We start from the raw sequence: 24,842 nt of genomic DNA on the forward strand, positions 1-24,842 counted from the left end.
CATCCCGGTGCGCCGGTGATTGGCACCCCGGCGGATGTATCCGGCGTGTCGGCCCCTGGCATGAGATTGAACTTCGCGCGAAACCGTATTCATGTGAATATAGGTGAAGCGTGTCTTTTTCTACGGATCTGTCCCGTGACGGTGCATCGGAGCATGTCGGATTTCCTCACCACCCGCGAGTTGGCGGCGCTGCTGCGCGTGAAGGAGCGGAAGGTCTATGATCTGGTGGCGACGGGCACCCTTCCGGTCCGGCGGGTGACGGGCAAGCTCCTCTTCCCACGCAAGGAAATCGAAACCTGGCTCGGCGCAACACCCGAGGCGCGCGAGGGGGACGAGGCCCCGGCACCGGGCGAGCATGCCCAATTGCCGCTCATTCTCGCCGGCGGACACGACCCCCTGCTGGAATGGGCGCTGCGCGAATCGCGCTCCGGCATCGCGGCCTTCCTCGACGGCGCGCTCGACGGGCTCGCCCGCGCCGAGCGGGGCGAATGCATCGCCGTAGGCCTGCACATCCCCGATGCCCAGGGCTGGAACGTAGGTACGGTGGAAGGCCGTTTCTGCCGCGAGCCATGGGTGCTGATCGAATGGGCCCGGCGGGTTCGCGGCCTTATCTACCGGCCCGATAACGCCCGCCCGCCGAAAAATCTGAAGGATGTCCGGGGCCTGCGCTTCCAGGCGCGGCAGCCGGAAGCCGGCAGCGAGCTGGTGCTGGACCGGCTGTTGTCCGCCGAGAAGATGACGCGCGCCGACCTCCGGGTGGTGGACACCATCGAGCGCTCGGAAACCGACCTGGCGCTGGCCATCGCCACCGGACGCGCCGATGTGGGCCTCGGCATCGCCGCTGCGGCGCGGCTGCACAATCTGGACTTCCTGCCTCTGCTGGAAGAGCGCTTCGATCTCCTGGTCTGGCGAAAATCCTATTTCGATCCGCCGTTCCAGAAGCTGGTGGCCTTCTGCCGCGCGCCCCTCTTCGAGACCCGCGCCGCCGATCTCGGCGGCTACGACGTGTCGGGCTTCGGCACGGTCCATTTCAACTGCTGCTGAACCGGCACTGAACCTCGCCGGACAAGAAAACGCCCGCCCGGAGACCGGACGGGCGCAAGGTCGCGCGGGGGAACAGGTGTTGAGGTCAGGCCGCCTCCACCGGGGGCACGTCGAGGGCGCGGAAGATGGCGCAGCGGCGGAAGGCGTCGATGGTGGGCGGCTCGTTCTTCTGGGAGCAATATTTCGCCACCAGCTTGGCGAGGCCCTTGATGTCGCGACCGGAGGTTTCCGGAAACATCACCACCAGCTTGCCGATCAGCTCGTCCGACAGCGGCAGGCCGAACTGGTCCGCCATCACCCGCCAGATCTTGCGGCGGTCTTCCGGCCCCGGCGAATGGTATTTGATGAGCGCGATGCAGCGCGAGATGATGGCCTCGTCGATATCGTCCACCCGGTTGGTGGTGAGGAACAGCAGGCCGTTGAAGTATTCGAGCACGCGCAGGAACACGCCCACCACCGCATTCATGGTGAGGTTGTCCTGCCGGCGCTTGATGTAGACGTCCGCCTCGTCGATGAGCATCACCGCGCCCCAGCGCTGGGCCCGGGTGAGCGCATCCTTCAGTGCCTGTTCCATGTGGGCTACATCGAGGCCGAGCTGGCCGGAATGCACCCGGTAGAGCGGGCGCTGGATGATCTCCGAATAGACCTCGGCGGTGAGGGTCTTGCCGACGCCGGGCGGGCCGGCGCACAGCACGGTGGTGCCGCCGGACTTGCCCGCCACCACGTCGTCCATGAGCGTGTTCATCTCGGCGGTGAGGATGTCGATGAGGTCGGTCTGCTCGGGGGGCAGCACCAGCTTCTGCTTCAGCTCGGGATGGTACTGGTAGGGCGCGATGTCATCCACATGCACCCACACGTGATGGTGCAGCTCCAGATGGAACATGAGGATGAGCGGGTGCACCGGCATTTCGGTGAACGAGCCCTTGCGCACGTTCGCCTGCGCCGCCTTCAGCGCCTCGTCCACCGCCATGTGGAAGAGGTTCTGCTTGTCCGCCTTCTTCACGATCTTGTCGAGGAAGAAGCCAGAGGTCTCGTTGCCCAGGGTACGCTCGCCGAGCAGTTCCTCGTCGTTCACCAGGCGCGCCTCGGAACCCGAGGAGGACAGGACGATGACCGACTTGCGCGACCAGTCGGTGTCGCGGCGATTGGCGGTGGGGTCCTCGGCGAAGATGCCGGTGCCCTTGCCGGAGAACTGGTGGCCGTAGCGCGCGCGCCACTCGAAATAGCGCACCAGTTGGTCGTCGAAGGAGGCGAGCAGGCCCGCGTCCTCCATCAGCCAGCCCTTGGCCGCCAGCGTTCCGGGAATGGTGAGGCCGCGCAGATCCTTGGAGCGGATCAGCAGGTTCTCCATATGGACCTTGCCGCGATTGTTGGCCTTCAGCTCGATGATGACGCGGCCCGCCTCCTCCTCGCCGGGGGGCGTGTAGTCGAGACGGGTGATGAGGTAGGGCTCGGGCTTGCCACCCGAATTCATGCGAAACAGCCAGCCGCGGATGGATGAATTTACGAAGTAGAGCGCGAGGGCGCCGGCCAAGTCTTCCAGTTCCTCAGGGGCAAAGCGCCGGCCTTCGTCCTTGAACACGCCGACGAGGTTGGCGAGTTGCTCTTCCTGCCCACGCACGGCCGTGCCGCCATTCTTCAGCACGAGATCATGCAGGTGGGCCAGTTCGTCCGGCTTCAGCGTATCGAGCCCCAGCTCCATGCGGGTGGACAGGCGCGGCTGGGCCAGAAGGTGCGCCTGATCGGGAAAGGCCTCGACCAGGGATTCGACGACCAGACGTTCGACGATGAGCTTCATGACCACCTCACGGTGACGACCAATGTCCGGGTTCCGACAAAAATAGTCGGGCTGTGACAACCCCTGGCATCGGACGATGGGTTGAAATGGCCATAGCAAGATCGAGGCCGGGCGCTTCCCGCCGGCGGTCCACCGCCATTGCGGATGCCAGGCCGGTGCAGCCACCCTGCCGCGCCCTTGGGCACCCCGCAGCTTACCACGGCGTCAGCGACCGGGGGCGCGTGCCCCTCCCTCATCATGGCAACCTATTGCAAAATCGATACGAATCTGGTGCGGCTCTATCGCGTTGAACGACAGCCAGAAATCTGAAATCCGCCTGAAATTTCAGCTTGCATGGGAAAGTAAGATAGCTTTGTATATTAGCTAATTCGCCTGTCGCGACTGCGGCCGGCGGGTGCTCCATCCCGGCGTTCCAGCGAGGTTGCCCCGTCGCCATGGTCGCGCAGCAGATCGTCAACGGCCTCATGCTCGGGGCCATCTACATGCTCGTGGCGGTGGCCTTCACCCTCGCCATCGGGGTGTTGAACTTCCTCAACTTCTCCCTCCCCGGCCTGTTCATGGCGGGCGGCATGCTCGCCTTCGGGCTGATGAAGGCCGGCTGGCCCTTCCTGCTCGCCGCCGCCGGGGCGCTGGCCGCCGCCGCCTTCATCTCCCTGCTGGTGGAGCGCTTCGCCTACCGGCCCATGCAGGGCGGCGATCCGGAGGTGCCGCTGGTGTCCTCCCTCGGCTTCCTGGTGCTTCTGGAAAACCTCATGCTGGTTCAGTTCGGCTCGGACCAGCAGGCGTTCCCCGCGCTGCTGCCAGATCTCAATTTGCGCATCGGCGGTCTCGTCATCGGCTATGCCCAGCTCGCCTCGCTGGTGCTGTCGCTGGGCATCGTGGCCGCGCTGTCCTTCGTGCTGGCGAAGACCGCCGCCGGGCGGCGCATCCGCACCGTGGCGGAGAGCCGGGAAACCGCGCTGCTCATGGGCATCGACATCGCCCGCCTGGTGCCGCAGCTCTTCGTCGCCTCGGCGGCGCTGGCGGCGCTCGCCGGCATCCTGTTCGCGGTGAACTACCAGCAGGTGTCGCCCTTCATGGGCGAGGGCGTCGGCTTCAAGGGCGTCGCCGCCATGATCGTGGGCGGCATGGGCTCCATCTGGGGCGCGGTGCTGGGCGGCCTGCTCATCGGCCTTGCCGAGGTGGTCTCCATCTCCTTCATCGGCGCGGACGTGGTGAACATCACCGTCTACGGCCTGCTGCTCCTCATCCTCATCGTGCGGCCGCAGGGCCTCATGGGCCGCGCCCCCAGCCGGGAGAAGCTGTGATGAGCGGCTATCTGACGGGCGTCCTCGTCGTCCTCGCCTTCAATGTCATGGCGGCCTATGCGGTGTACCTGCCGCTCGCCGCCGGGCAGCTCAATCTCGGCATCGCCGGCTTCATGGCCATCGGCGCCTATGGCTCGGCCTTCCTGACCAACGAATATATGTGGCCCATGTGGGCCGCCGTCCCCGTGGGCGCGCTGGCAGCGGGGCTCACCGGCCTCCTCATCGGCCTGCCGGTGCTGCGCACCCACGGCATCTATTTCGCCATGGCCACTTTCGCCCTTGGGCAGGTGATCTCCGCCGTGTTCCTGAACCTGGAAGTCGTGGGCGGCGCGGCGGGCTATCCGGTCACCGATTATGCCGGCCCCAACGTGGTGTTCGCGGCGGCGGCGGGCGTGGTGCTGCTGATGCTCTACATCTCCCGCACCCGCTTCGCCCTCGAACTGACGGCGGTGAAGAGCGACCCTACGGTGGCGGACCTGCTGGGCGTCCCGGTGCGCGGCATGAAGGTGGCCGCCTTCGCCCTGGGCGCCATGGTGGCCGGCTTCGGCGGCGCCCTCTACGCGCACCATTATAATTTCGTGGAGGCCCAGCACTTCAACGTGCTGCTCTCGGTCTTCACCGTGCTCTACGTGCTGTTCGGCGGCACCCAGACCGTGTGGGGCCCGCTGGTGGGCGCCGCCTTCTTCACTTTGGTGCCGGAGTTGCTTCGCGCCTCCGACCAGTGGCGCTACGCGGTGTTCGCCGTCTTCATCATCGTCTTCATGGCGATCCGCCCGCAGGGGCTGGTGACCGCCGCCCTGTTCCGCCAGTTCCGCCGCCGCGCGCCGGAGGCCTCCTCATGAGCACGGCGCTGGAAATCTCCGCTTTGTCGAAGTCGTTCGCGGGCGTACAGGCCATCCGCGACCTGTCCTTCACCGTGCCGAAGGGCGTCTCCACGGCGCTCATCGGCCCCAATGGGGCGGGCAAGACCACGGTGTTCAACATGGTCAGCGGCGTCTACGGCGTGGATGCCGGCCGCATCACGGTGAACGGCGTGGACGTGACCCGCATGCCCTCGCGCAAGCGCATCGGCACCGGGGTGGCCCGCTCGTTCCAGAACGTCCGGCTGATGCCGCACCTGTCGGTGCTGGAAAACCTGCTGGTGGGCCAGCATGTGCGCGCCTCCTCGCTGGCCGCGCTGTTCACGCCCTACCGCCTCATCCCCAACCACCGCTGGAAGCGCGAGGCACGCGCCGCGCTGGAGGAAAGCGGCCTCGGCCGCTGGGCGGACGAGACGGTCTCCGCCCTGCCCTATGGGGTGAGGAAGCGCATCGACCTGGTGCGCGCGACGCTCGCCGGCGCCAGCCTCCTGATGCTGGACGAGCCCGCCGCCGGCCTCAACCCCTCCGAGACCAACGCGCTGAGGGATCACCTCAAGGATTTGATGGCCAAGGGCACCACCCTGCTGGTGGTGGAGCACGACATGCACTTCGTGGACTCCATCTGCCAGAACGTGGTGGTGCTGAATTTCGGCGAGAAGATCGCCGAGGGCCCGCTGTCCCGCGTGCGGCAGGATCCCAAGGTGCGCGAGGCCTATATCGGCTCGGACGGGGAGGCCTGACATGGCGCTGCTCGAAGTTTCCGCCCTCTCCGTATCCTACGGCCGCGTAGCGGCGCTCATCGACGTGTCGCTGCGGGTGCAGGAAGGCGAGATCGTCACCGTGCTCGGCGCCAACGGGGCCGGTAAATCCACCCTGCTGAAGGCAATCCTCGGCGCGGTGCCGGTGAAGGGCGGCGGCATCACCTTCGCAGACACCGACCTCACCCGCGCCGCCCCCCACAGGCGCATGGGCGCGGGGCTGGTTCTGGTGCCGGAAGGCCGGCGCATCCTCATCTCCCTGACGGTGGAAGAGAACCTGCTGCTGGGCGCCCACATGCGCCGCGACACCACCGCCATCCGCCGCGAGATGGACGCCATCTATGGCCGTTTCTCCAACCTCGCCGAGCGCCGGCACATGCTGGCCTCCTGCCTCTCCGGCGGCGAGCAGCAGATGCTGGCCATCGGCCGCGCCATGATGGCCAAGCCCCGCCTGATGATGCTGGACGAGCCCTCCCTCGGCCTCTCGCCGCTGTTCGTGGAGAAGCTGTTCGACCTCATCTGCGAACTGAACCGCGACGGCCTCTCGGTGCTGCTGGTGGAGCAGAACACCGGCAAGGCGCTGAAGGTCGCCCATGCCGCCACCGTGCTGGAACTGGGCCGCGTGACCATGGACGGCGACCCCAAAGCGCTCGCCGCCGACCCCCGGCTCCAGGATGCCTATCTCGGCGGGGCGGGTGGCCACTGATCTTTCCAAGCGAAGCGAATACCGGTTCGCGTGATGAAAACACGCGCGACACACAGAAAAACCAGACCAAATCCAGAGGAGAGTTGGACATGAAGAAAAGTCTGCTTCTTGGCGCCGGCCTTCTGGCCGCGCTGGTCGCCGCCGGCACCGCGCGGGCCGAGGAGGATCTCGTCCTCGGCTACATGATGGCCAAGAGCGGCCCCTATGTGAGCCTCGCCAACACCAACGAGGTGGCGGTGGACCTGGCGGTTGAGGAAATCAACGCCAAGGGCGGCATCAACGGCAAGAAGATCCGCGTGGTGAAGTTCGACACCGCCGGCGATCCCAAGCAGGCCACCACCGCCGTGCGCTCGTTCGCGCAGGATGCCGGGGCGCTGGCCATCATCGGGCCGTTCTCCTCCTCCGAGGTGCGCACCACCTTCCCGGTGGGCGAGCGCGAGGGCATCTCGCAGATGTCCATGGCCTCCTCGGCGCCGGGCCTCACCAAGGGCTTCACCTACGGCTTCCGCAACACCACCGACGAAGGCAAGGTGATCGACCAGGTGCTGGCGTCCATCAAGGACAAGAAGCTGCCCATGGCCTCGGGCGCGGCGGCCTATGCGACCGACGACGTGGTGTCGAAATCCATCGGCACCGGCGTGGTGCCGAAGATGTTCGAGAAGTATTCGATCCCCTCCAAGGGCTCAGTTGACTTCCAGCTCGCCGCCTTCGACCTGTCGCCCCAGGTGGCGCAGCTGAAGCAGATGGCACCCGACGTGGTCGGCCTCGGCTCGCCGCCGGAAGGCGCCATCACCCTCGCCAAGGAGCTGAAGCGCCAGGGCGTCTCAACCCGCCTCATCGGCGGCACCACCATTGCCGATCCCGAACTGCCCAAGCGCATGGATGGCGCCGGCGAGATGCTCACCATCGGCACCACCTTCTTCCCCGAGGTGAACGACAAGACCCGCGCCTTCGCCACTGAATTCGCCAAGCGCACCAAGGCCGCCGGCCTCAACCGCACCGACCCCAACCAGATGGACGCCTCGGTCTACGACATCGTCTACCTCTATGCCGAGGCCATGAAGCGGGCCGGCACCACCGGCGACAAGGCCAAGCTCGCCGCCGAGCGCGCCGCCGTCCGCGACCAGGTGGCCAAGCTGAAGGACGTGCCGGCGCTGGAAGGTGCCATCTCCTTCGCTGATGGCGACGCTGTGAAGCCCGTCTACATCCTCGAGGTGAAGGGCGGGAAGTGGACCCTTCTGGATACGCGGATGCCGAACTGACCTCGGCACAATCCGCGTACAGCCGGCGCCTTCCTCCTGCCCCTGACCGGAAGGCGCCGGCTCTTCCTCCCATCCCGTCGAAAGAGAACTCCATGCCGGGCACGACGCTTGACTTCACCCTGCACGCCGACGGCGGCGCCACGCGCCTTGCGGTGGAAATCCATCACGCGGTGATCGCCGGCTGGACCGGTCGCGACAAGGCGGCGCTGGAAAGGCACATCGTGGAGCTGGAAGAGCTGGGCGTGCCGCGCCCCGCCTCCACCCCCATCTATTATCGGGTGGCGGCCGCCCGCTTCACCACCGCGGACGCCATCGAGTGCACCGGCCCCGACTCCTCCGGCGAGGTGGAGTTCATGGTGGTTCAGAGCGGCGGGCGGCGCTTTCTCGGCGTCGGTTCGGACCACACCGACCGCACCGTGGAGACTTATGGCATCACCGTCTCCAAGCAGATGTGCGACAAGCCTGTCGCCCCCGAGCTGTGGGCTCTCGACGACGTGCTGCCCCATTGGGACAGCCTGATCATCCGCTCGTTCGCCACCATCGGCGGGGAACGGGTGCTGTACCAGGAGGGCCCGGTGTCGGCCATGCTGCCGCCCGGCGAGATCATCGCCGGCTACGGGCCGGGGCTTTCCGAGGGCACCGCCATGTTCTGCGGCACCCTCGCGGCCAAGGGCGGCATCCGCCCCGCCGAGCGCTTCGCGTTCGAGCTGGAAGACCCGGTGCTGAAGCGCACCATCCGCCACGCCTATGACGTGCGCATCCTGCCGATCGCCGGCTAGAGTCGCAGAGAAGACACGTCCGGAGGGCGCCCATGCAGATCGAGACAGAGCTGGGGGAAGAGGCGGCGGAAGCCGGCACCGCTCCGGTCCGCTCGCTCCGGGACACCGCCTATGAGGTGCTCAAGCAGCGCATCATCATGTGCGTGTTCCGCCCCGGCGAAGCGCTGAGCGAGGCGCAGGTGGCCTCCAGCCTCGGCCTCGGCCGCACCCCGGTGCGCCAGGCGTTCGACCGGCTCATGCGCGACGGCCTGGTGGAGGTGCTGCCGCGCAAGGGCATCATCGTGCGTCCCATCAGCGCCGACGAGGTCCGCCACATGGTGGAGGTGCGGCTGCTGAACGAAGGCTTCTGCGCCCGCCTCGCCGCCGAGCGCGCCGACGGCGCCACGCTCGCCGCGCTGGCGGAGAATGTGCGGCGCGGGGCCGAGGCCGCGGCGGAGCGCGACGTGGCGGCGGCCATGGCGCTCGACCGCGCCTTCCACGCCACCATCTCGGCGGCGGCGGGCAACCCGGTGCTGGGCGACATCCTGAAGAATCTGCACGAGCGGGCGCAGCGGGTGTGGTTCGTCTCCCTGCGCGATGCCGGCCATCACGCCCGCGTGGTGGACGAGCACGCCGCCATCGCCGCCGCCCTCACCGCCCGCGACGGCGACGGCGCCGAGGAGGCGACGCGGGCGCATATCCTGTCGTTCGCGGCGAACCTGACACGGCAGCTGTGAGAGCCTTGAAGGACTAAGAGCACGGCCACGCGCTCCCCCGGACGCGGGAGAGGGTTCCGCGGAGCGCCCGATTCAAGCGACTTCCCGGAGCCTTGCCACCCCTACCCCAGCCAGATGCCCAGCAAGGCGGCCGCGATGACCCATAGGGCGAGGTTGCCCCAGAAGGCGCGCTTGGCCTCGGCGCGGCCGATGCCCTCCAGCGAGGCCGGCGACAGGCTCAGCCCGTCCCGCGTCGCCACGTCGAGCTGCTCCATCACCCGCGCGGTGCGCGTGAGGAGCCCCGGCAGGGTGGCGGCGAAATGCGCCATTTCGGACACCCCGCCGCCGGCACGCTTGAGCTGGCCGACGGGTCCAAGATTGCCGGCGATCCAATCCTCCACCACGGGGCGGGCCGTCTTCCACATATCGAGCTGCGGGTCGAGGGAACGGGCGACGCCTTCCACCACCACCATGGTCTTCTGCAACAGCAGCAGCTCGGGCCGCGTCTGCATGTCGAACAAGGCGGTCACCTCCAGCAGCAGCGCCAGAAGGCGCGCCATGGAGATCTGGTCGGCGGTGCGCGAGTGGATGGGCTCGCCGATGGCACGGATGGCCAGGGCGAAATCATCCACCGAGTGATGAAGCGGCACGTAGCCGGCCTCGAAATGCACTTCCGCCGTGCGCCGCCAGTTGCGGGTGATGAAGCCGTACAGGATCTCGGCGAGGAAGCGCCGTTCCTTCAGGCCGAGCCGACCCATGATGCCGCAATCCACGATCACGAGGCGGCCCTGGGCGTCCACGAACAAATTGCCGGGGTGCATGTCGGCATGGAAGAAGCCGTCGCGCATGGCCTGCTTCAGGAACGACTGCATGACGACGCGGGCGATCTCCTTCAGGTCGTGCCCGGCCGCGATCAGCGCCTCCTTGTCGGAGAGCTTGATGCCGTCGATCCATTCGGTGGTCAGCACCTCGCGGCCGGAGCGGTCCCAGTCCACGCGGGGGACATGGATTTCCTTGTCCGCTCCGATGTTCTCGGCCAGCTCCGCATAGGCGGCGGCCTCAAGGCGCAGGTCCATTTCCATGGATACCGAGCGGGCCAGCGTATCCACCACGGTTTCCAGCCGCAGCCGCCGGGCCTCGGCGAAATTCGTCTCGGCGAAATGGGCGATGCGGCGGAACGAGCCCATGTCGGAGGAGAAGCGCCGCTCCACGCCCGGCCGCAGGATCTTCACCGCCACCGTGTGGCGGGTGCCGTCCTTGTCCAACACCTCGGCCTTGTGGACCTCGGCGATGGAGGCGGCGGCCACCGCCGGGCCGAACTGCGCATAGATCTCGCGCACCGGCCGCTCAAAGGCCTCGGCGACAGTGGCCTCCGCCACCTCCTGCCCGATGATGGGCATGCGGTCCTGCAGCACCTCAAGGTCGCGGGCCACCGAGGCGCCCACCACGTCCGGCCTTGTGGCGAGGAACTGGCCGAGCTTCACATAGGATGGGCCGAGCCGGGACAGGGCCGCCGAGAAGCGCGCCGGCCGGCTGCCGGCATCCTTGCGGGCGATCAGCCGGGCGATGCGCAGCAGCGGGCGCGCCAAAGGCGGGGCCGCCACCGGCGACATGAGGGAGAGCACGCCCTCGCGGGCGAGCACGTAGCCGGCACGGGCGAGACGCGCCGCGTCGGCGGCGAGAAAGAAGATCATGGTCAAAGGCCGCGCGCCATCAGATGCGCCAGCCCCAGTGCAGGGCCACCACGCCGCCGGTCATGCGCGTGAAGTCCACGCGGGAGAAGCCGGCCTCGCGCATCATGTTGGCGAACACTTCCGCGTTGGGGAAGCGACGGATGGATTCCACCAGATACTGGTAGGGCTCGGCATCGCCGGCGACCCGCTTTCCAAGCTCCGGGATGACCTTGAAGGAATAGGTCTCGTAGATCTTGTCCAGCAGCGGCACGTCGACCTTGGAGAATTCCAGCACGAAGGCGCGTCCGCCGGGCTTCAGCACCCGCCGCATCTCGGTGAGGGCCAGCGGGATGCGCGGCACGTTGCGGATGCCGAAGGCGATGGTAACTGCGTCGAACGAGTGGTCGGGGAAGGGCAGCGCCTCGGCATTGGCTTCGGTGAAGGTGACCTTGTCGCCCAGGCCGCGCTTTTCCGCCCGCTCGCGGCCCACCGCCAGCATCTCGGTATTGATGTCGGCCACGGTGGCGCGGGTGCCCGCGCCACCCGCCTTCACCACCCGGAACGACACGTCGCCGGTGCCGCCGGCCAGATCCAGCAGCTCGAACGGCCGCGCGCTTTGGGGCGGGCGCACCTTGGAGACCAGCGCATCCTTCCACACCCGGTGCAGGCCGCCGGACATGAAGTCGTTCATGATGTCGTAGCGGCGTGCCACCTTGTGGAACACGTCGTCCACCAACGACTGCTTCTCGGTGAGCGGAACCGTGCGGTAGCCGAAATGGGTCTCGGGCCCGGGCGCGCCGGCGCCGGGCTGGGAATTTCGGTCCGTATTCTGGTCCGCACTCAGGTCCGTCATGGGTTCTGGCCGCGCGCTGTTGTTTCGGGCCGGGACCTTATCGGATGATCCGGGCTGGCGCCATAAAGGTCAGCGTCGCGCCCGTGGGGCAGTTTGAAACGGCGGGGCGCGCGAGGCGCCCTCAACCCTCCCGCCTGAGGCCCTTCAGCTTGTAGAGCGCATCCAGCGCCTCGCGGGGGCTCAAGCTGTCAGGGTCGATGCCATCAAGGGCGACAAGGGCCGCCTCGGCCTTCGGGTCCGCGGACGCGGCGGCGGCCACAGGCTTCGGGCGCAACGCGAACAGGGGCAGATCGTCGATGAGCTTCTGGGCGGGAGAGGCGCGCTCGGCCGCCTCCAGCTCGGCGAGCACCGCCTTGGCGCGGATGATCACCGCTTCCGGCAGGCCGGCGAGCTTTGCCACCTGTATGCCATAGGAGCGATCCGCCGCCCCCGGCACCACCTCGTGCAGGAAGATCACGTCGCCATGCCATTCGGTGACCTTCACCGTGGCGTTGGAGAGCCGCTTGCAACGCTGGGACAGGGCGGTCAATTCGTGGAAATGGGTGGCGAACAGCGCCCGGCAGCGGTTCACCTCGTGCAGGTGCTCAAGGCTTGCCCAGGCGATGGACATGCCGTCGAAGGTGGCGGTGCCGCGCCCGATCTCGTCGAGGATGACAAGGGACCGGGCGGTGGCCTGGTTCAGGATGGCGGCGGTCTCCACCATCTCCACCATGAAGGTGGAGCGTCCACGCGCGAGGTCATCCGCCGCGCCCACGCGGGAGAACAGGCGATCCACCACGCCGATGCGCGCGGACCGGGCGGGCACGAAGGCGCCGGCCTGCGCCAGTACGCAGATGAGCGCGTTCTGCCGCAGGAAGGTGGACTTGCCGGCCATGTTCGGCCCGGTGACGAGCACGATGCGCCCGTCCTCGAACCCTTCCGGCGGGGAAAGGTCGCAATCGTTGGGCACGAAGGGTCCGCCCTCCCTGGCGAGGGCCTGCTCCACCACAGGATGGCGCCCGCCGGCGATGGCGAAGGCGACGCCGGGCTCCATGTGCGGGCGCACGTGGTTTTCCACTGCCGCGAGCTCCGCGAAGCCGGCCGTCACGTCGAGTTCCGCCAGCGCCTCGGCGGCGGCGCGGATGGTCTGCGTCTGCGCCACCACGGCGGCGGCGAGCCGGTCAAAAATGGCCTGCTCCAGCCCCAGCGCCCGCTCGCCGGCGCTGGCGATGCGACTTTCCAGATCGCCCAGTTCAACGGATGAAAAACGCACCGCCCCCGCCATGGTCTGGCGGTGGACGAAGATCGAGTCGTGCGGCGCCTCGCGCAGGCGGTCGGCGTTCTGGGCGGAGACTTCAACGAAATAGCCGAGCACCGCATTGTGCCGGATCTTCAGTGCGCGCACGCCGGTCTCGTCCACGTAGCGCCGCTCCAGCGCCGCCACCACGCGCCGGCTTTCGTCGCGCAGCGCCCGGGTGGCGTCCAGCTCGCTGTCGCAGCCCTCGCGGATGAAGCCGCCGTCGCGGCGGTGGGGCGGGAGGGCGTCGGCCAGCGCGGAGGCTAGGTCCAGCACCAGAGCGTGAGGCACCCGCGCCAGCGCCGCCACCGAGTGGGCAAGGTCCGCCGGCGGCGCGGCGCCGAACAGGCCGGCGATGGCGAGGGCACCGTCCAGCGCATCGCGCACGGCGGCAAGGTCGCGCGGGCCGCCGCGCTGGAGGGCGAGGCGGGTGACGGCGCGGGCCATGTCGGGGGCGCGGGAGAGCCGGGCGCGCAGCTCGCGCCGCAATTCGCCCTCCTCCACCAGATGCGCCACCCCGTCGTGCCGGGCGCGGATGGCGGCAAGGTCGGTGAGCGGCTCGGCGATGCGCCGGGCGATGAGGCGCGCGCCGGCCGCCGTCACCGTGCGGTCCACGGCGGCGAGCAGGGAGCCGCGCCGCTCGCCGGAGGTGGTGCGCACCAGTTCCAGATTGGCCCGCGTGCCGGCATCGATGGCCATGATGCCGCCTTCCGCCTCCTTCACCGGACGGGAGAGCAGCGGCTTGGCGCCCAGCTGGGTGCGGTCCACGTAAGAGACGATGGCCGCCGCCGCGATCAGCTCGGCACGGGCGAAGGTGCCGAAGGCGTCCAGCGCCGCGACGCCGAAGAAATCGGCCAGGCGCTTTTCCGCTCCCGCCCCGTCGAAGGACTGGCGCGGCAGCGGCGTCACCGCCGGGAAGTCCCGCAGCAACGCGCGCAGTTCGCCATCGTCCAGCACCGCGTCGGAGACCAGGATCTCCGCCGGGTCCAGGCGGGCAAGGTCGCCGGAAAGATCGTCGCGGGTGGTTCCGGCGACCCGGAAACTGCCGGTGGACATGTCGGTGTAGGCAATCGCGTAGGCGAAATCCTGCGGCCCCGAGCCGGCCCGCACGCGGGCGAGCGCGGCCAGCACGTTCTCGCGCCGGGCGTCCAGCAGCGCGTCCTCGGTGAGGGTGCCGGGGGTGACGAGGCGCGTCACGGCCCGTCGCACCACCGATTTCGGCCCCCGCTTCTTCGCCTCTGCGGGGTCTTCGATCTGCTCGCACACCGCGACACGGAAACCCAGCGCGATGAGCTTGTGCAGATACTCCTCGGCGCGGTCGATGGGCACGCCGCACATGGGGATGTCCTCGCCCAGATGCTTGCCGCGCTTGGTGAGCACGATGCCCAGCGCCTGCGAGGCGGCTTCCGAGTCGGCGAAGAACAGCTCGTAGAAATCGCCCATGCGGTAGAACAGCAGGCTGTCCGGATTGGCCGCCTTGATCTCGAGGTACTGCGCCATCATGGGAGTGACGCGCGTGTCCTCCGCCCGCACGGAGGGGGCTGACGCGGGAGCATCCCCTACCGCAGGCGGATCCTGCGGGCGGTCGGCGGTCGGGGCATGGTCGGGGCTAGGGTCTGCGCTCATGGCCGCACGGTATCGGGCGGTCGGCGCCCTGTCAGCGCACGAGCGCCCGGCATCGACAGGAAATGCGGGGATGGCGCCGTTTTGCATGGCGGCCCCCTCCTGCCCCCGAAGCCGGACGGGTCAGGCTTCGGCGACCACGCCAAGGGACCTCCGCTTGCGCCTCACCCCCAAGGGCCGCGGCGCTGCCCGCCCCGGGGATCGCCACCCCAAGGATTGCCGCCCGGCGGCCGGGCCGCCGCGGTCGGGCCGGGTGCGAAACCACCACCGCCGCCCATCTGCTGGGACAGGGCGCGCAGGGCGGCGATGCGGTTCTCCACTGCCGGATGGGTGGAGAAGAGATTGTCCATCCGCGCGCCCGACAGGGGATTGATGATGAACATATGGGCCGTGGCGGGGTTAGATTCCGCCTCATAATTAGGCACTTCGTGGGCCGCGCCGGAAATCTTGGCCAGCGCCGAAGCGAGCACCATGGGCCGGCCCAGGATCTCGGCACCTCCGCGATCCGCCTCGTATTCCCGCGAGCGGGAGATGGCCATCTGCACCAGCATGGCGGCCAGCGGGGCGAGGATCACCATCAGGATGGTGCCGATGAAGCCGAAGGGGTTGTTGTTTTCACGATTGCCGCCGCCGAACAGCATGCCGAAGTTCGCCAGCATGGAGATGGCGCCGGCGATGGTGGCGGTCATGGTCATGGTGAGGGTGTCATAATGCTTGATGTGCGCCAGCTCGTGCGCCATCACCCCCGCCACTTCCTCCGGGCTCAGGGTTTGGAGCAGGCCAGTGGTGGCCGCCACGGCGGCATTCTGCGGGTTGCGGCCGGTGGCGAAGGCGTTGGGCTGCGGATTGTCCATGATGAACACGCGCGGCATCGGCAGGTCGGCGCGGCGCGCCAGCTCATGAACCATGCGCACGAAGTCCGGCGCGGTGGTCTCATCCACCTCGCGGGCGCCGTACATGCGCAGCACCATCTTGTCCGAGTTCCAGTAGCTGAACAGGTTCATGCCTGCAGCCACCACGAACGCGATCATCATGCCGCCCCGCCCGCCGATGGCGAAGCCCACCGCCATGAACAGGGCGGTGAGGCCAGCGAGCAGGATCGCCGTCTTCAGGTGGTTCATCCCTCTCCTCCCGGCGCATAGGCCGCGCCTCAACCTAGAGGATGGGAAGGCGACGGGGCCGACGCAAGGGGAGCTGCAAGGGCCGGCCGGCGCGGAGGCCGGGCGCCCGGATTTCGCAGCACGGGTTCCGGATGCAAGCCCCGAGAGACGCTCCGGCGAACGCGCGGGCTTCAGATGTCGCGGGAGAGGCGGCTCGCGGGCACGCACTTCCAGCGGCCCACCTGCCACTGGGGATGCTCCTCGCTCCACTGGGCAATGGTGAACTGGGACGACATCATGCAGGCGGTGGGCGCGGCCGCCTCAACGGAGACGTTGATCCGCTCCTCCCGGCAGGTGGCCGGCGCGGTGATCAGGCAAGCATAGAGCACGACGAACATGACGGTGACTTCCCATTTGGCTGCGCTGGGTCTGCCGCCCTTCCGTTTCCTGTCCGACTGCCTCGCACCGGCAGCCACCGATTGTCCGCGGTATTATCGTGATCTATCGCGGTTTTCTTATGAACTTCTCAGCCTTCAACACAAAGCAAATATGATGCCAACGACGGCTCTCAACTGCCGGCCGAGCCACAGGGGGCGGCCTCTTCTCGCCTGACACCTGATCAATACCTCGGCTGCGGCGTCAAGCCACGCTCCGGGGGGCCATCTTATCCCGACAATCTTGGCATGAAAGCCGGCGAGGGTCCCAATAACGTCTTCTAACCGATCATGACTGCACGCAAAATCAGCGGAACGCGCGGATCTGGGGAAGAGACGGACGCGCTGCAGCGCGTCATGGTTTCCCGTTTCGGCCGGCTTGCTGGCGAGGGCGGGCTCGGCTAGTGTCCCGCCCGCTATCTGGTGAACCGGTTCGGCACTCCTGCCGGGCGCTGACAACAAGGGTAGGCGGCGTATGACCGCTTCCCGGAATGCCTTCGGGGCGGTCATCCCTAGTCGATCTACGAGGGAGGGCATAAGGTGGCTAAGATTAACAAGGTTCTGATCGGTGAAGCGCTTGTCGGCGACGGCAACGAGGTGGCTCACATTGATCTCATCATCGGCCCGCGTGGTAGCGCCGCCGAAACGGCGTTCTGCAACAGCCTGACCAACAACAAGGACGGCTTCACCTCGCTTCTCGCGGTGCTCGCCCCCAACATGCCCTGCAAGCCCAACACCCTGTTGTTCAACAAGGTGACCATCAAGGATGCGCGGCAGGCGGTGCAGATGTTCGGACCCGCGCAGCGCGGCGTCGCCAAGGCGGTGCAGGACGCGGTGGCCGAAGGCACCATCCCGCTGGACGAGGCCGACGACCTCTACATCTCCGTCGGCGTGTTCATCCACTGGGAAGCGGCGGACGACGCCAAGATCCAGCAGTACAATTACGAGGCGACCAAGCTCTCCATCGAGCGCGCCGTGGCGGGTTTCCCCTCCGCCAAGGAAGCGACCGAGCAGCGCGATCTGGTGAAGCACCCCTTCGCGGCGGCCTAGAGCGGAAACCACCCTGGGCAGAGCGGCGACCTTCCGGCGATGCCGAAAGGTCTGCTTCAGCGGTTGGCCGCCCTATTTTTCAACAAGTAAGTCTGAAGCGACCGGCGGCACTCCCGCCGGTCGTTTCTTTTTGGGCTCAGCTTATGCCGATGGCCTGTGAGCTTGGCTCATGGGCCGTCGGTTAAGCCCGCGCCGCGCGTGAGCGTACCCACTCGGCATCGGTCAACGAAGAAGGCCGATGGGATTACGGCGCCGGGTCGCGCCGGATGAAGGCGCCGAACGCGCGGGGGCCCTCCCCCACCGCCACGCTCGCCACCACCTTCAAGGTCTGGGCGTCGATGGTGGAGAGGGTATTGTCGAACCAGTTGGCCACATAGACGTGCCGGCCATCGGCGCTGGCGGCGATGCCTTCGGGATAGTCTCCCACATGCACCAGGCCGCGCGGCTCCAGCGTCTCCACGTCGAACACGCTGACCGTGCCCGCATACTGGTTGGTGACGAAGGCGAGGCGCCCGGTCAGCGCCACCGCATAGGGCCGTGATCCCACCTTCACCGTGCCCACCACCGCACGGGCGGCCACATCGATGACGCTCACGTCGTCCGAGCCCACATTGGCCGTATAGGCGCGCGTTCCATCCGTCGATAGGGTGATGCCGAACGGCCGCTTGCCCACAGGGATCACCGCCACCCGCTCCAGCCGTGCCGCATCGATGAGCGAGACCGTGTCGTCGTCCCGGTCGGCGGAGAGCACGAAGGCGCCGTCGGGGGTCACCGCAAGGCCGGACGGGGAGGCGCCGGCAGGCCCCATGCGGATCTCCTCGGGGCGATCGGGGTCCACCACCAGCAGGCGCGCGCCGTACCAGTCGGCCACATAGACCGGGCGTCCGGCCGGGGCCACCGCCACGCCCAGCGGGCCGCCGGTGAGGGGAATGCTGGCAATGACCTTCCGCGCCACCGTATCGATGACGCTCAGGGCCTTGCCCTCGGGGCTGGTGACGAAGGCGCGCCGGCCATCCTGTGACACCGCCACGCCGGCCGGCTGGCCGGGCACGGGGATGCGGGCGACGAGGCGCGCCGGCGCCCCGTCGGTGCCGCCAAGATCCACCACTGCCACCTCATTGCCCGGCTGGTTGGTGACGAAGGCTTCTTCCGCACCGGCAGACGCGACAGCGCCCAGAAAAAGCGCGAGGGCGGCAGCCGCCCCCCTCGCCTTCAGCCCCATCAGGAGCCCTTTTCCAGCTTGGCCTTCAGGGCGTCGAGCCCACCGCGATAGACGCCGGTCACCGCGGCGATGGCGGCCTCGTCGCTCAGTTCCGGCGGCGGATCGTTGTTGGGATAGCCGCGATAGAAGGCGCCGCGCCACTCCACCTTGGAATGGGTGGCGTCGATGGGTGTGACGGTGATCGTGGAGGAATAATTGGTGACGGGCAGGACTTTCACGTCCACTTCCGCGATGCGGTAGGAATAGCTCTTCTGCTCGGGCTCGAACTTGTAGAGCACCTCGTCGATGGTGCCGCCGCCCTGCAGCGTGAGCTTGCGGGTGGCGTCGGCAGCATTGCCGCCCTGGCCGACGTTGGCGGTCACGGCCGGATGCCAGCTCATGTCCTGGAAATTGCCGATGGCGGCCCACACCTTTTCGGCAGGAGCGTTGATCTCGACGGTCTCCGTCACCTTCTTGCGAGTGGGGCCGTGCGCATCGGCCGCGACGGGCAGGAGCACCATGGAAAGCGCCGCGGCGGCGGCAAGCAACAGCTTCATGAAACACGTTCCTCCGATGATTCGGCCCGTTTCCCGGGCCGCAGTCTTGGGCAAAGGCGCACCCGCAATGGCGGTGCTATCTGGGGTCGAGGGGCGGCTGTCCGGGAGCCAGGATGCGGTTCTTCATCAGATAGCGCACCCCGCGCAGCCAAGTTTCGTCGGTATTGCCGCGCAGGTCCACCTGACCGGCCCGCACCAGCTTTTCCGACCCGCCCACCTCCTTCACCTCGAGCGACAGGGTGAGGATGAGGTTGGAAATCTTGCGCACCATGCCGATGACTTCGAGCCGGGCACCGGCGGCGCCGGCGATTTCCTCCTCGCAGCCATTGCACTTGTGCAGCGGCGCAAGCTCGGCGATGCGGGCGGCCTCGCCCTGAAGGTCCACGGGCGCCATCTCGCCGGATTCGGCGATGAGCCGGGCCAGTTCCGCATTCACCAGTTTCAGGCGCGCCGCCTGCTCGGCCCGCACCTCGGGGCGGGTGTCGAGGGTGTCGTCGAAGAATTCAAAGCCGAACACGGCCGTGGGCACGCCGGCCGCAGCCGCCGACCCGCAGGCGAGAGCGAAAGCCAACGCAACGGCAAGGCCCGCGCCGACACGCCGGGCGGATTGAAGAAGCTCGCAAGCACACCACATGGCGTCAACCTTTTCACCCTGAGGGTGTCACAGCCGCACCGCGCGTGGCAAGCCGGGAACATCTTATTGTTTTCTTAGATCTATTCGGTTGCGCCCCTCTGACGATGGTGTCTAGATCTTCGCGTCTTCGGATGGTGATCGCCCCGGCCCCTGCTGAACCGATGTTGATTTTGGCCCCATGCTGACGCGCGTTGTTCGCCTGCTGCTCCCGGCCGCGCTGCTCGCGGCGGCGCCGCCGTGCCTCGGTCTGGCGCAGGCGCAGCAGCCGGCCGCGGTTGCTGCCGAGACCAATCCTCCCGCCGAGGCAAAGCCGCTGGAGGTCCGCATCGGCCTCATCACCCGCGCGGTGCCGCCGCCCCCGCTCTATGATCTCCTGGCGGTGCCGGAAGACGAGGCCGTGGCCGGCGCGGAACTCGCGGTGAAGGACAATACCACCACCGGTCTTTTCACCGGCCAGAGCTTCGCCCTTGAGACCACCACCCTCGGCGAGGACGAGGACCCGGCGCAAGCCGCGCGCACGCTGGCGGCGAACGGCACCCGCCTCCTCATCGTGAACCTGCCCGACGCCGAGCTTCTCAAGGTGGCCGACGCGGTGAAGGACAAGGATGCCGTGATCTTCAACGTGGGCGCGACCGACGATGCCCTGCGCGCGCAGGATTGCCGGGCCAACGTGTTCCATGTGGCGCCGAGCCGCGCCATGCTCACCGATGCCTTGGTGCAGTTCCTCGCCAGCAAGCGCTGGACCAAACTGTTCCTCATCACCGGCCCGCAGCCGGCGGACCTGCTCTATGCCGAGGCGCTGCGCCGCTCGGCCAAGAAGTTCGGCGTGAAGATCGTCGCCGACAAGCCCTGGACCTTCGGCCCGCTGGGGCGCGAGCGCTCCGACAGCATCACCCGTTCCGACGCCCTCGTGTTCAGCCGGGGCGTGGACGCGGATGTGATCGTGGTGGCGGACGAGGCCAATGATTTCGGCACCTACATCGCGTTCCGCACCTACGAACCGCGTCTCGTGGTGGGCACGCAGGGCCTCACCGCCGCCACCTGGCATCCGGCGCAGGACGCCTACGGCTCGGCGCAATTGCAGAGCCGCTTCCTGCGCTCGGCCTCCCGCACCATGCGCCCGGTGGACTACCAGGCCTGGGTCGCCGCGCGCATGATCGGCGAGGCCACGACCCGCACCAAAAGCGCGGATCCGGCGACGCTTGCCAAATTCATGCGCACGCCCGATTTCAGCCTTGCCGCCTTCAAGGGCGTGCCAGTGAGCATCCGGCCGTGGGACCAGCAATTGCGCCAGCCGCTGCTCATCGCCCAGCCCCTCGATATCGTCTCCATGGCGCCGGAAGACGGCTTCCTGCACCAGCGCACCCCCCTCGATACCCTCGGCATCGACGAGGGCGAATCCAGATGCCGCCTGAAATGACGCGGCCTGACATGACAAAGCGCGAAAAGCGCCATCGTCCGGGAGGACACGCTTGATGACCCTTCTTCGTCCTCGCCGGCTCGCCGCGCTGCTGGCCGGCGCCGCCGCGCTGCTCGGCGCCGATGTCGCGTCCGCCTACACGGTCTATGTGTCCAACGAGAAGGGCAATTCCATCAGCGTGATCGATTCCACCACGCTGGAGGTGAAGCAGACGGTGAAGGTGGGCCGGCGCCCGCGCGGCATCACCATGAGCCCGGACGGCAAGGCGGTCTATGTCTGCGCCAGCGACGACCACGCGGTGCAGGTGATCGACCCCGCGACCCTGAAGATCCTGCGCAAGCTGAAGTCCGGCCCCGATCCCGAGCTGTTCGCCCTGCATCCCACCGGCAACCCGCTCTATATCGCCAACGAGGACGACAACCAGGTCACCGTGCTCGACGTGGAGGCCAACAAGGTGATCGCCCAGGTGCCGGTGGGCACCGAGCCGGAGGGCATGGCGGTGAGTCCGGACGGGAACACGCTGGTGGCCACCTCCGAAACCACCAACATGGCCCATTTCATCGACACCAAGACCAACAAGATCATCGGCAACGTGCTGGTGGACGCGCGCCCGCGCTTCGCCGAATTCACCGCCGACGGCAAGCGCCTGTGGGTGTCGGCGGAAGTGGGCGGCACGGTCTCGGTGATCGATCCGCAGACCCGCCAGATCATCAGGAAGATCGATTTCAAGATCCCCGGCGTGTCCAGGGAATCCATCCAGCCGGTGGGCATCCGCATCACCAAGGACGGCAAGCGCGCCTTCGTGGCGCTCGGCCCGGCCAACCGGGTGGCGGTGGTGAATGCCGAGACCTTCGAGGTGGAGAAATATCTCCTGGTGGGCCAGCGGGTGTGGCAGCTCGCCTTCACCCCCGACGAGAAGCTGCTGTTCACCACCAACGGCAATTCCAACGACGTGTCCGTCGTCGACGTGCCCGATCTGAAGGTGGTGAAATCCATCAAGGTCGGCGGTGCCCCGTGGGGCGTTGTGGTCTCGCCCCAATAGGTGGCAGTCTTGCATGACGGCCTCAGCATGGACGCGGCCAGCCGAATGGTCACCAGACAAACGATTCAAAGCCATCGTCATGGCCGGCCTTGTGCCGGCCATCCACGCGGATCGGCCAGGCGCGACCTCCCGAAGCGCAGTACTGGCGGCTCGGCGTGGATGCCCGGAACTCGGGTGTTCCCGAGTTCCGGCTCACCGAAGCCGAAGTCGGCAACGCCGCCTTCGGGCACAAGGCCGGGCATGACGGCCGGATTGGGGATGCGGACGCTGGCATATGTTCAGGCGTTCCTGTCTTCGCATGGCCCCGGAGAGGCGGCATGAACCATCAGGAAGCGCCGGCGCTGGAAATCCGCGCGGTCAGCCACGCCTTCGGCCCGAGGCGCGCCCTCGACGACGTGTCCCTGACCGTCCCGGCGGGGCGCTTCGTGGCGCTGCTCGGACCCAATGGCGCGGGCAAGACGACCTTGTTCTCGCTGGCGACGCGGCTTTACAGCACCCGCGAAGGCGCCGTGCGCATCTTCGGCCGCGACATCGCCACCAGCCCCTCCGCCGCGCTGGCGGAGCTGGGGGTGGTGTTCCAGAACCGAACGCTGGACCTCGACCTCACTGTCAACCAGAACCTTGCCTATCACGGCGCCCTGCACGGCCTTTCCGGCCGGCCGCTGAAGGCGCGCATCTCGGCGCTGCTGCATCTGGTGAGCCTTGCCGACCGCCTGAACGAGAAGGTGCGCACCCTTTCCGGCGGGCAGGCGCGGCGGGTGGAGATCGCCCGCGCCCTCATCCACCGACCCCGGCTACTGCTGCTGGACGAGGCAACGGTGGGCCTCGACCTTGCTTCCCGCGCCGCCATCGTGGACATCGTGCGCCGGCTGGTGGCCGAGGAAGGCCTCGCGGTGCTGTGGGCCACCCACATCTTCGACGAGGTACGCCCGGAGGACGACATCTACGTGCTCGACAAGGGCCGCATCATCGCCCATGGCACCGCCGGAGAAGTGGCCGGCGGCCATCTCGCGCCTGTCCGCCCCAAGGAGGAGACGCCGGTCCCCGAAGGCGCCACGGCATCGCTGGAAGCCGCCTTCCGCGCCATGACCGCCGCCCGCGCCGAGGATGCCGCATGAGGACGGCAGCATGAGCGACACCGTATTGCCGCCACGCGTCCTCGCCCCGCCCGTCGCCCGCCCGCTCGGCTTGGCTGGCCACGCGGTATGCCTTGGCGGCATCGTGAACCGCGAGCTGCTGCGCTTCGTGCAGCAGAAGGAGCGTTTCCTCTCCGCTCTGGTGCGGCCTTTGGTGTGGCTGTTCATCTTCGCCGCCGGCTTCCGCAGCGTGCTGGGCGTGTCCATCATCCCGCCCTACGAGACCTATGTGCTCTACGAGGTCTATGTGACGCCGGGCCTCGCGGTGATGATCCAGCTGTTCAACGGCATGCAATCCTCCCTCTCCATGGTCTACGACCGGGAGGTTGGCTCCATGCGGGTGCTGCTCACCAGCCCGTTCCCGCGCTGGTATCTGCTGCTGTCGAAGCTGGTGGCCGGCGTGGTGGTGTCGCTGGCGCAGGTCTATGTGTTCCTCGCCATCGCCCTTCTGTGGGAGGTGGAGATGCCGCCCATGGGGTACCTCGCGGCGCTGCCGGCCTTCATCCTCACCGGGCTGATGCTGGGCTCCATCGGGCTGGTGATCTCCTCGCTGATCCGGCAGCTGGAGAATTTCGCCAGCGTGATGAACTTCGTCATCTTCCCCATGTTCTTCGCCTCCTCCGCCCTCTACCCCCTGTGGCGGATCCGCGATGCGAGCGAGACGCTCTACCTGGTCTGCCTCATCAACCCCTTCACCCATGCGGTGGAGCTGGTGCGCAACGCGCTCTATGGCGTGTTCGAGCCGGTCTCCTTCGCCGTCGTGCTCGGCACCACCATCGTCTTCTTCGCCCTCGCCGTCGTCGCCTATGATCCCGGGCGCGGCATCATGGGGCGGCGTGGCGGTCCCAAAGGAGAAGCCGCGTGATGCGCTCCATTTCGCTCCCCCTCATCGCCGCCGGCCTGCTTCTGGCCGCCTCCCTGCCGGCGCTGGCCCAGCCCAAGGCCGATCCGGACTGGCCGTGCATCCAGCGCAAGGCGCCAGAGATCGACCTGGCCCAGGTGTGGAACGGGCCGGACCCGGCCACCGCCGGCAAATGGACCGACGATCAGGAGGCTGCCACCGTCGCCCAGAGGATCGCCTCCCGCCGCACCCCGATGGACGAGGTGGACGTGGTGCTGGAGCTGTTCGCGCGGGAGGCGGGCCCCGAGGCCAACACAAGGCTGCTGCGGGTGATGGCGGGCACCTACGAGATCATCAACACCGAGCGCGGCCGCATCATGCACGGCATTACGCGCTATGCCCGCGGCCAGCAGCGCCTCGCCGACCGCATCCGCGAGGAGGGCGAGAAGCTGAGCCAGGCGAGGGCAAATGCCGTAGTGACCAACGTCCCCGCCGAGAGCGCCGAGACCAAGACCCTGGACGAGCAATTGACCTGGGATGCCCGCATCTTCGACGAGCGGGCGCGCTCCCTCACCTATGTGTGCGAGATGCCGGTGCTGCTGGAGCAACGGGCCTATGAGATCGGCCAGCGCATCGCCGCGCGCATGAAGGGCGGGTGAGGGACGGCCCCGGTCCTTGACCGGCGCCGCCCGGGCTGAAACTTGGCACCGCTCAAGCGCCGGGCGGGCCAGAGCCTTTCCGCTCGCCTTGGCTCACGGAAATCGCTCCAGACCTGGCGTTAACGCGTTTTTTT

At 67.8% G+C, this 24,842-nt stretch carries 23 protein-coding genes; 14 read left to right on the forward strand and 9 right to left on the reverse strand.

The features are described 5' to 3' along the window. Positions 1 to 153: 153 nt before the first annotated feature. Complete coding sequence (locus FBQ73_RS16445; protein ID WP_138400810.1) at positions 154 to 1,044, forward strand: helix-turn-helix transcriptional regulator; 891 nt, start codon at positions 154 to 156, stop codon at positions 1,042 to 1,044. 85 nt (positions 1,045 to 1,129) lie between these two features. Here the strand turns inward: FBQ73_RS16445 and FBQ73_RS16450 are convergent, their stop codons facing one another. Next, the gene (locus tag FBQ73_RS16450) at positions 1,130 to 2,842 is read right to left on the reverse strand and encodes an AAA family ATPase (protein WP_138400578.1); all 1,713 of its coding nucleotides are present in this window, start codon (positions 2,840 to 2,842) and stop codon (positions 1,130 to 1,132) included. A gap of 434 nt (positions 2,843 to 3,276) precedes the next feature. Here FBQ73_RS16450 and FBQ73_RS16455 point away from each other — a divergent pair, with 434 nt between their 5' ends. The 7 genes from FBQ73_RS16455 (at position 3,277) to FBQ73_RS16485 (ending at position 9,230) form a co-directional block, all read left to right on the forward strand. Then, entirely contained in the window at positions 3,277 to 4,149 is an 873-nt protein-coding gene (locus tag FBQ73_RS16455; protein ID WP_138400579.1) for a branched-chain amino acid ABC transporter permease, read from the forward strand. Continuing rightward, on the forward strand, positions 4,149 to 4,991 hold the full coding sequence (locus tag FBQ73_RS16460; RefSeq protein ID WP_138400580.1) for a branched-chain amino acid ABC transporter permease: 843 nt from the start codon (positions 4,149 to 4,151) through the stop codon (positions 4,989 to 4,991). The genes FBQ73_RS16455 and FBQ73_RS16460 overlap by 1 nt, the downstream gene beginning before the upstream one ends. Continuing rightward, a complete protein-coding gene (locus FBQ73_RS16465; protein ID WP_138400581.1) occupies positions 4,988 to 5,749 on the forward strand; it encodes an ABC transporter ATP-binding protein in 762 nt (253 codons plus the stop codon). The genes FBQ73_RS16460 and FBQ73_RS16465 overlap by 4 nt, the downstream gene beginning before the upstream one ends. A 7-nt stretch (positions 5,750 to 5,756) precedes the next feature. After that, entirely contained in the window at positions 5,757 to 6,473 is a 717-nt protein-coding gene (locus FBQ73_RS16470) for an ABC transporter ATP-binding protein (protein ID WP_170218948.1), read from the forward strand. 89 nt (positions 6,474 to 6,562) lie between these two features. Further along, positions 6,563 to 7,735, forward strand: a complete 1,173-nt coding sequence (locus FBQ73_RS16475) for an ABC transporter substrate-binding protein (RefSeq protein WP_138400583.1) — start codon at positions 6,563 to 6,565, stop codon at positions 7,733 to 7,735. Positions 7,736 to 7,827: 92 nt separating this feature from the next. Beyond that, a complete protein-coding gene (locus FBQ73_RS16480) occupies positions 7,828 to 8,514 on the forward strand; it encodes a DUF2848 domain-containing protein (protein WP_138400584.1) in 687 nt (228 codons plus the stop codon). A gap of 32 nt (positions 8,515 to 8,546) precedes the next feature. Further along, positions 8,547 to 9,230, forward strand: coding sequence for a GntR family transcriptional regulator (locus FBQ73_RS16485; protein WP_138400585.1), 684 nt, complete (start codon positions 8,547 to 8,549; stop codon positions 9,228 to 9,230). Between the two features lie 101 nt (positions 9,231 to 9,331). Here FBQ73_RS16485 and ubiB read toward each other — a convergent pair whose 3' ends face one another. The 5 genes from ubiB to FBQ73_RS16510 all read right to left on the reverse strand — a co-directional run bounded on the left by ubiB (position 9,332) and on the right by FBQ73_RS16510 (position 16,132). Next, positions 9,332 to 10,903: a 2-polyprenylphenol 6-hydroxylase gene (ubiB, locus tag FBQ73_RS16490; RefSeq protein WP_138400586.1), complete on the reverse strand. Its 1,572-nt coding sequence runs from the start codon at positions 10,901 to 10,903 to the stop codon at positions 9,332 to 9,334. A gap of 19 nt (positions 10,904 to 10,922) precedes the next feature. After that, complete coding sequence (ubiE, locus tag FBQ73_RS16495) at positions 10,923 to 11,735, reverse strand: bifunctional demethylmenaquinone methyltransferase/2-methoxy-6-polyprenyl-1,4-benzoquinol methylase UbiE (RefSeq protein ID WP_138400587.1); 813 nt, start codon at positions 11,733 to 11,735, stop codon at positions 10,923 to 10,925. 121 nt (positions 11,736 to 11,856) lie between these two features. Continuing rightward, entirely contained in the window at positions 11,857 to 14,637 is a 2,781-nt protein-coding gene (gene mutS, locus FBQ73_RS16500) for a DNA mismatch repair protein MutS (RefSeq protein WP_210236799.1), read from the reverse strand. A 161-nt stretch (positions 14,638 to 14,798) separates the two neighbouring features. Further along, positions 14,799 to 15,755, reverse strand: a complete 957-nt coding sequence (gene htpX, locus FBQ73_RS16505; RefSeq protein ID WP_138400588.1) for a zinc metalloprotease HtpX — start codon at positions 15,753 to 15,755, stop codon at positions 14,799 to 14,801. Between the two features lie 170 nt (positions 15,756 to 15,925). Then, entirely contained in the window at positions 15,926 to 16,132 is a 207-nt protein-coding gene (locus FBQ73_RS16510; RefSeq protein ID WP_138400589.1) for a hypothetical protein, read from the reverse strand. 576 nt (positions 16,133 to 16,708) lie between these two features. On the opposite strand from FBQ73_RS16510, the gene fae reads away from it, so the two are divergent. Then, complete coding sequence (gene fae, locus FBQ73_RS16515) at positions 16,709 to 17,218, forward strand: formaldehyde-activating enzyme (protein ID WP_138400590.1); 510 nt, start codon at positions 16,709 to 16,711, stop codon at positions 17,216 to 17,218. A gap of 244 nt (positions 17,219 to 17,462) precedes the next feature. On the opposite strand, the gene FBQ73_RS16520 is transcribed toward fae, so the two are convergent. From FBQ73_RS16520 to FBQ73_RS16530, 3 genes are all read right to left on the reverse strand, one after another. Then, entirely contained in the window at positions 17,463 to 18,440 is a 978-nt protein-coding gene (locus tag FBQ73_RS16520) for a YVTN family beta-propeller repeat protein (protein WP_138400591.1), read from the reverse strand. Beyond that, entirely contained in the window at positions 18,440 to 18,976 is a 537-nt protein-coding gene (locus FBQ73_RS16525; RefSeq protein WP_138400592.1) for an SRPBCC family protein, read from the reverse strand. The genes FBQ73_RS16520 and FBQ73_RS16525 overlap by 1 nt, the downstream gene beginning before the upstream one ends. A 76-nt stretch (positions 18,977 to 19,052) precedes the next feature. After that, on the reverse strand, positions 19,053 to 19,505 hold the full coding sequence (locus FBQ73_RS16530; protein ID WP_170218933.1) for a DUF3280 domain-containing protein: 453 nt from the start codon (positions 19,503 to 19,505) through the stop codon (positions 19,053 to 19,055). Positions 19,506 to 19,788: 283 nt separating this feature from the next. On the opposite strand from FBQ73_RS16530, the gene FBQ73_RS16535 reads away from it, so the two are divergent. The 5 genes from FBQ73_RS16535 to FBQ73_RS16555 all read left to right on the forward strand — a co-directional run bounded on the left by FBQ73_RS16535 (position 19,789) and on the right by FBQ73_RS16555 (position 24,708). Then, positions 19,789 to 21,030 (forward strand): ABC transporter substrate-binding protein, encoded by a 1,242-nt coding sequence (locus tag FBQ73_RS16535; protein WP_138400594.1) that lies wholly within the window; start codon positions 19,789 to 19,791, stop codon positions 21,028 to 21,030. 55 nt (positions 21,031 to 21,085) lie between these two features. After that, positions 21,086 to 22,072, forward strand: coding sequence for a YVTN family beta-propeller repeat protein (locus tag FBQ73_RS16540; protein ID WP_138400595.1), 987 nt, complete (start codon positions 21,086 to 21,088; stop codon positions 22,070 to 22,072). Positions 22,073 to 22,389: 317 nt separating this feature from the next. After that, positions 22,390 to 23,190, forward strand: coding sequence for an ABC transporter ATP-binding protein (locus FBQ73_RS16545; protein WP_138400596.1), 801 nt, complete (start codon positions 22,390 to 22,392; stop codon positions 23,188 to 23,190). A 10-nt stretch (positions 23,191 to 23,200) separates the two neighbouring features. After that, positions 23,201 to 24,073: an ABC transporter permease gene (locus FBQ73_RS16550; protein WP_138400597.1), complete on the forward strand. Its 873-nt coding sequence runs from the start codon at positions 23,201 to 23,203 to the stop codon at positions 24,071 to 24,073. Then, the gene (locus tag FBQ73_RS16555; RefSeq protein ID WP_342780538.1) at positions 24,073 to 24,708 is read left to right on the forward strand and encodes a hypothetical protein; all 636 of its coding nucleotides are present in this window, start codon (positions 24,073 to 24,075) and stop codon (positions 24,706 to 24,708) included. Before FBQ73_RS16550 ends, FBQ73_RS16555 begins: the two co-directional genes overlap by 1 nt. The last annotated feature ends 134 nt before the right edge of the window (positions 24,709 to 24,842 follow it).

Origin of the sequence: Xanthobacter autotrophicus (assembly GCF_005871085.1) — a bacterium.
In the GTDB taxonomy this organism is placed as follows: domain Bacteria; phylum Pseudomonadota; class Alphaproteobacteria; order Rhizobiales; family Xanthobacteraceae; genus Xanthobacter; species Xanthobacter autotrophicus.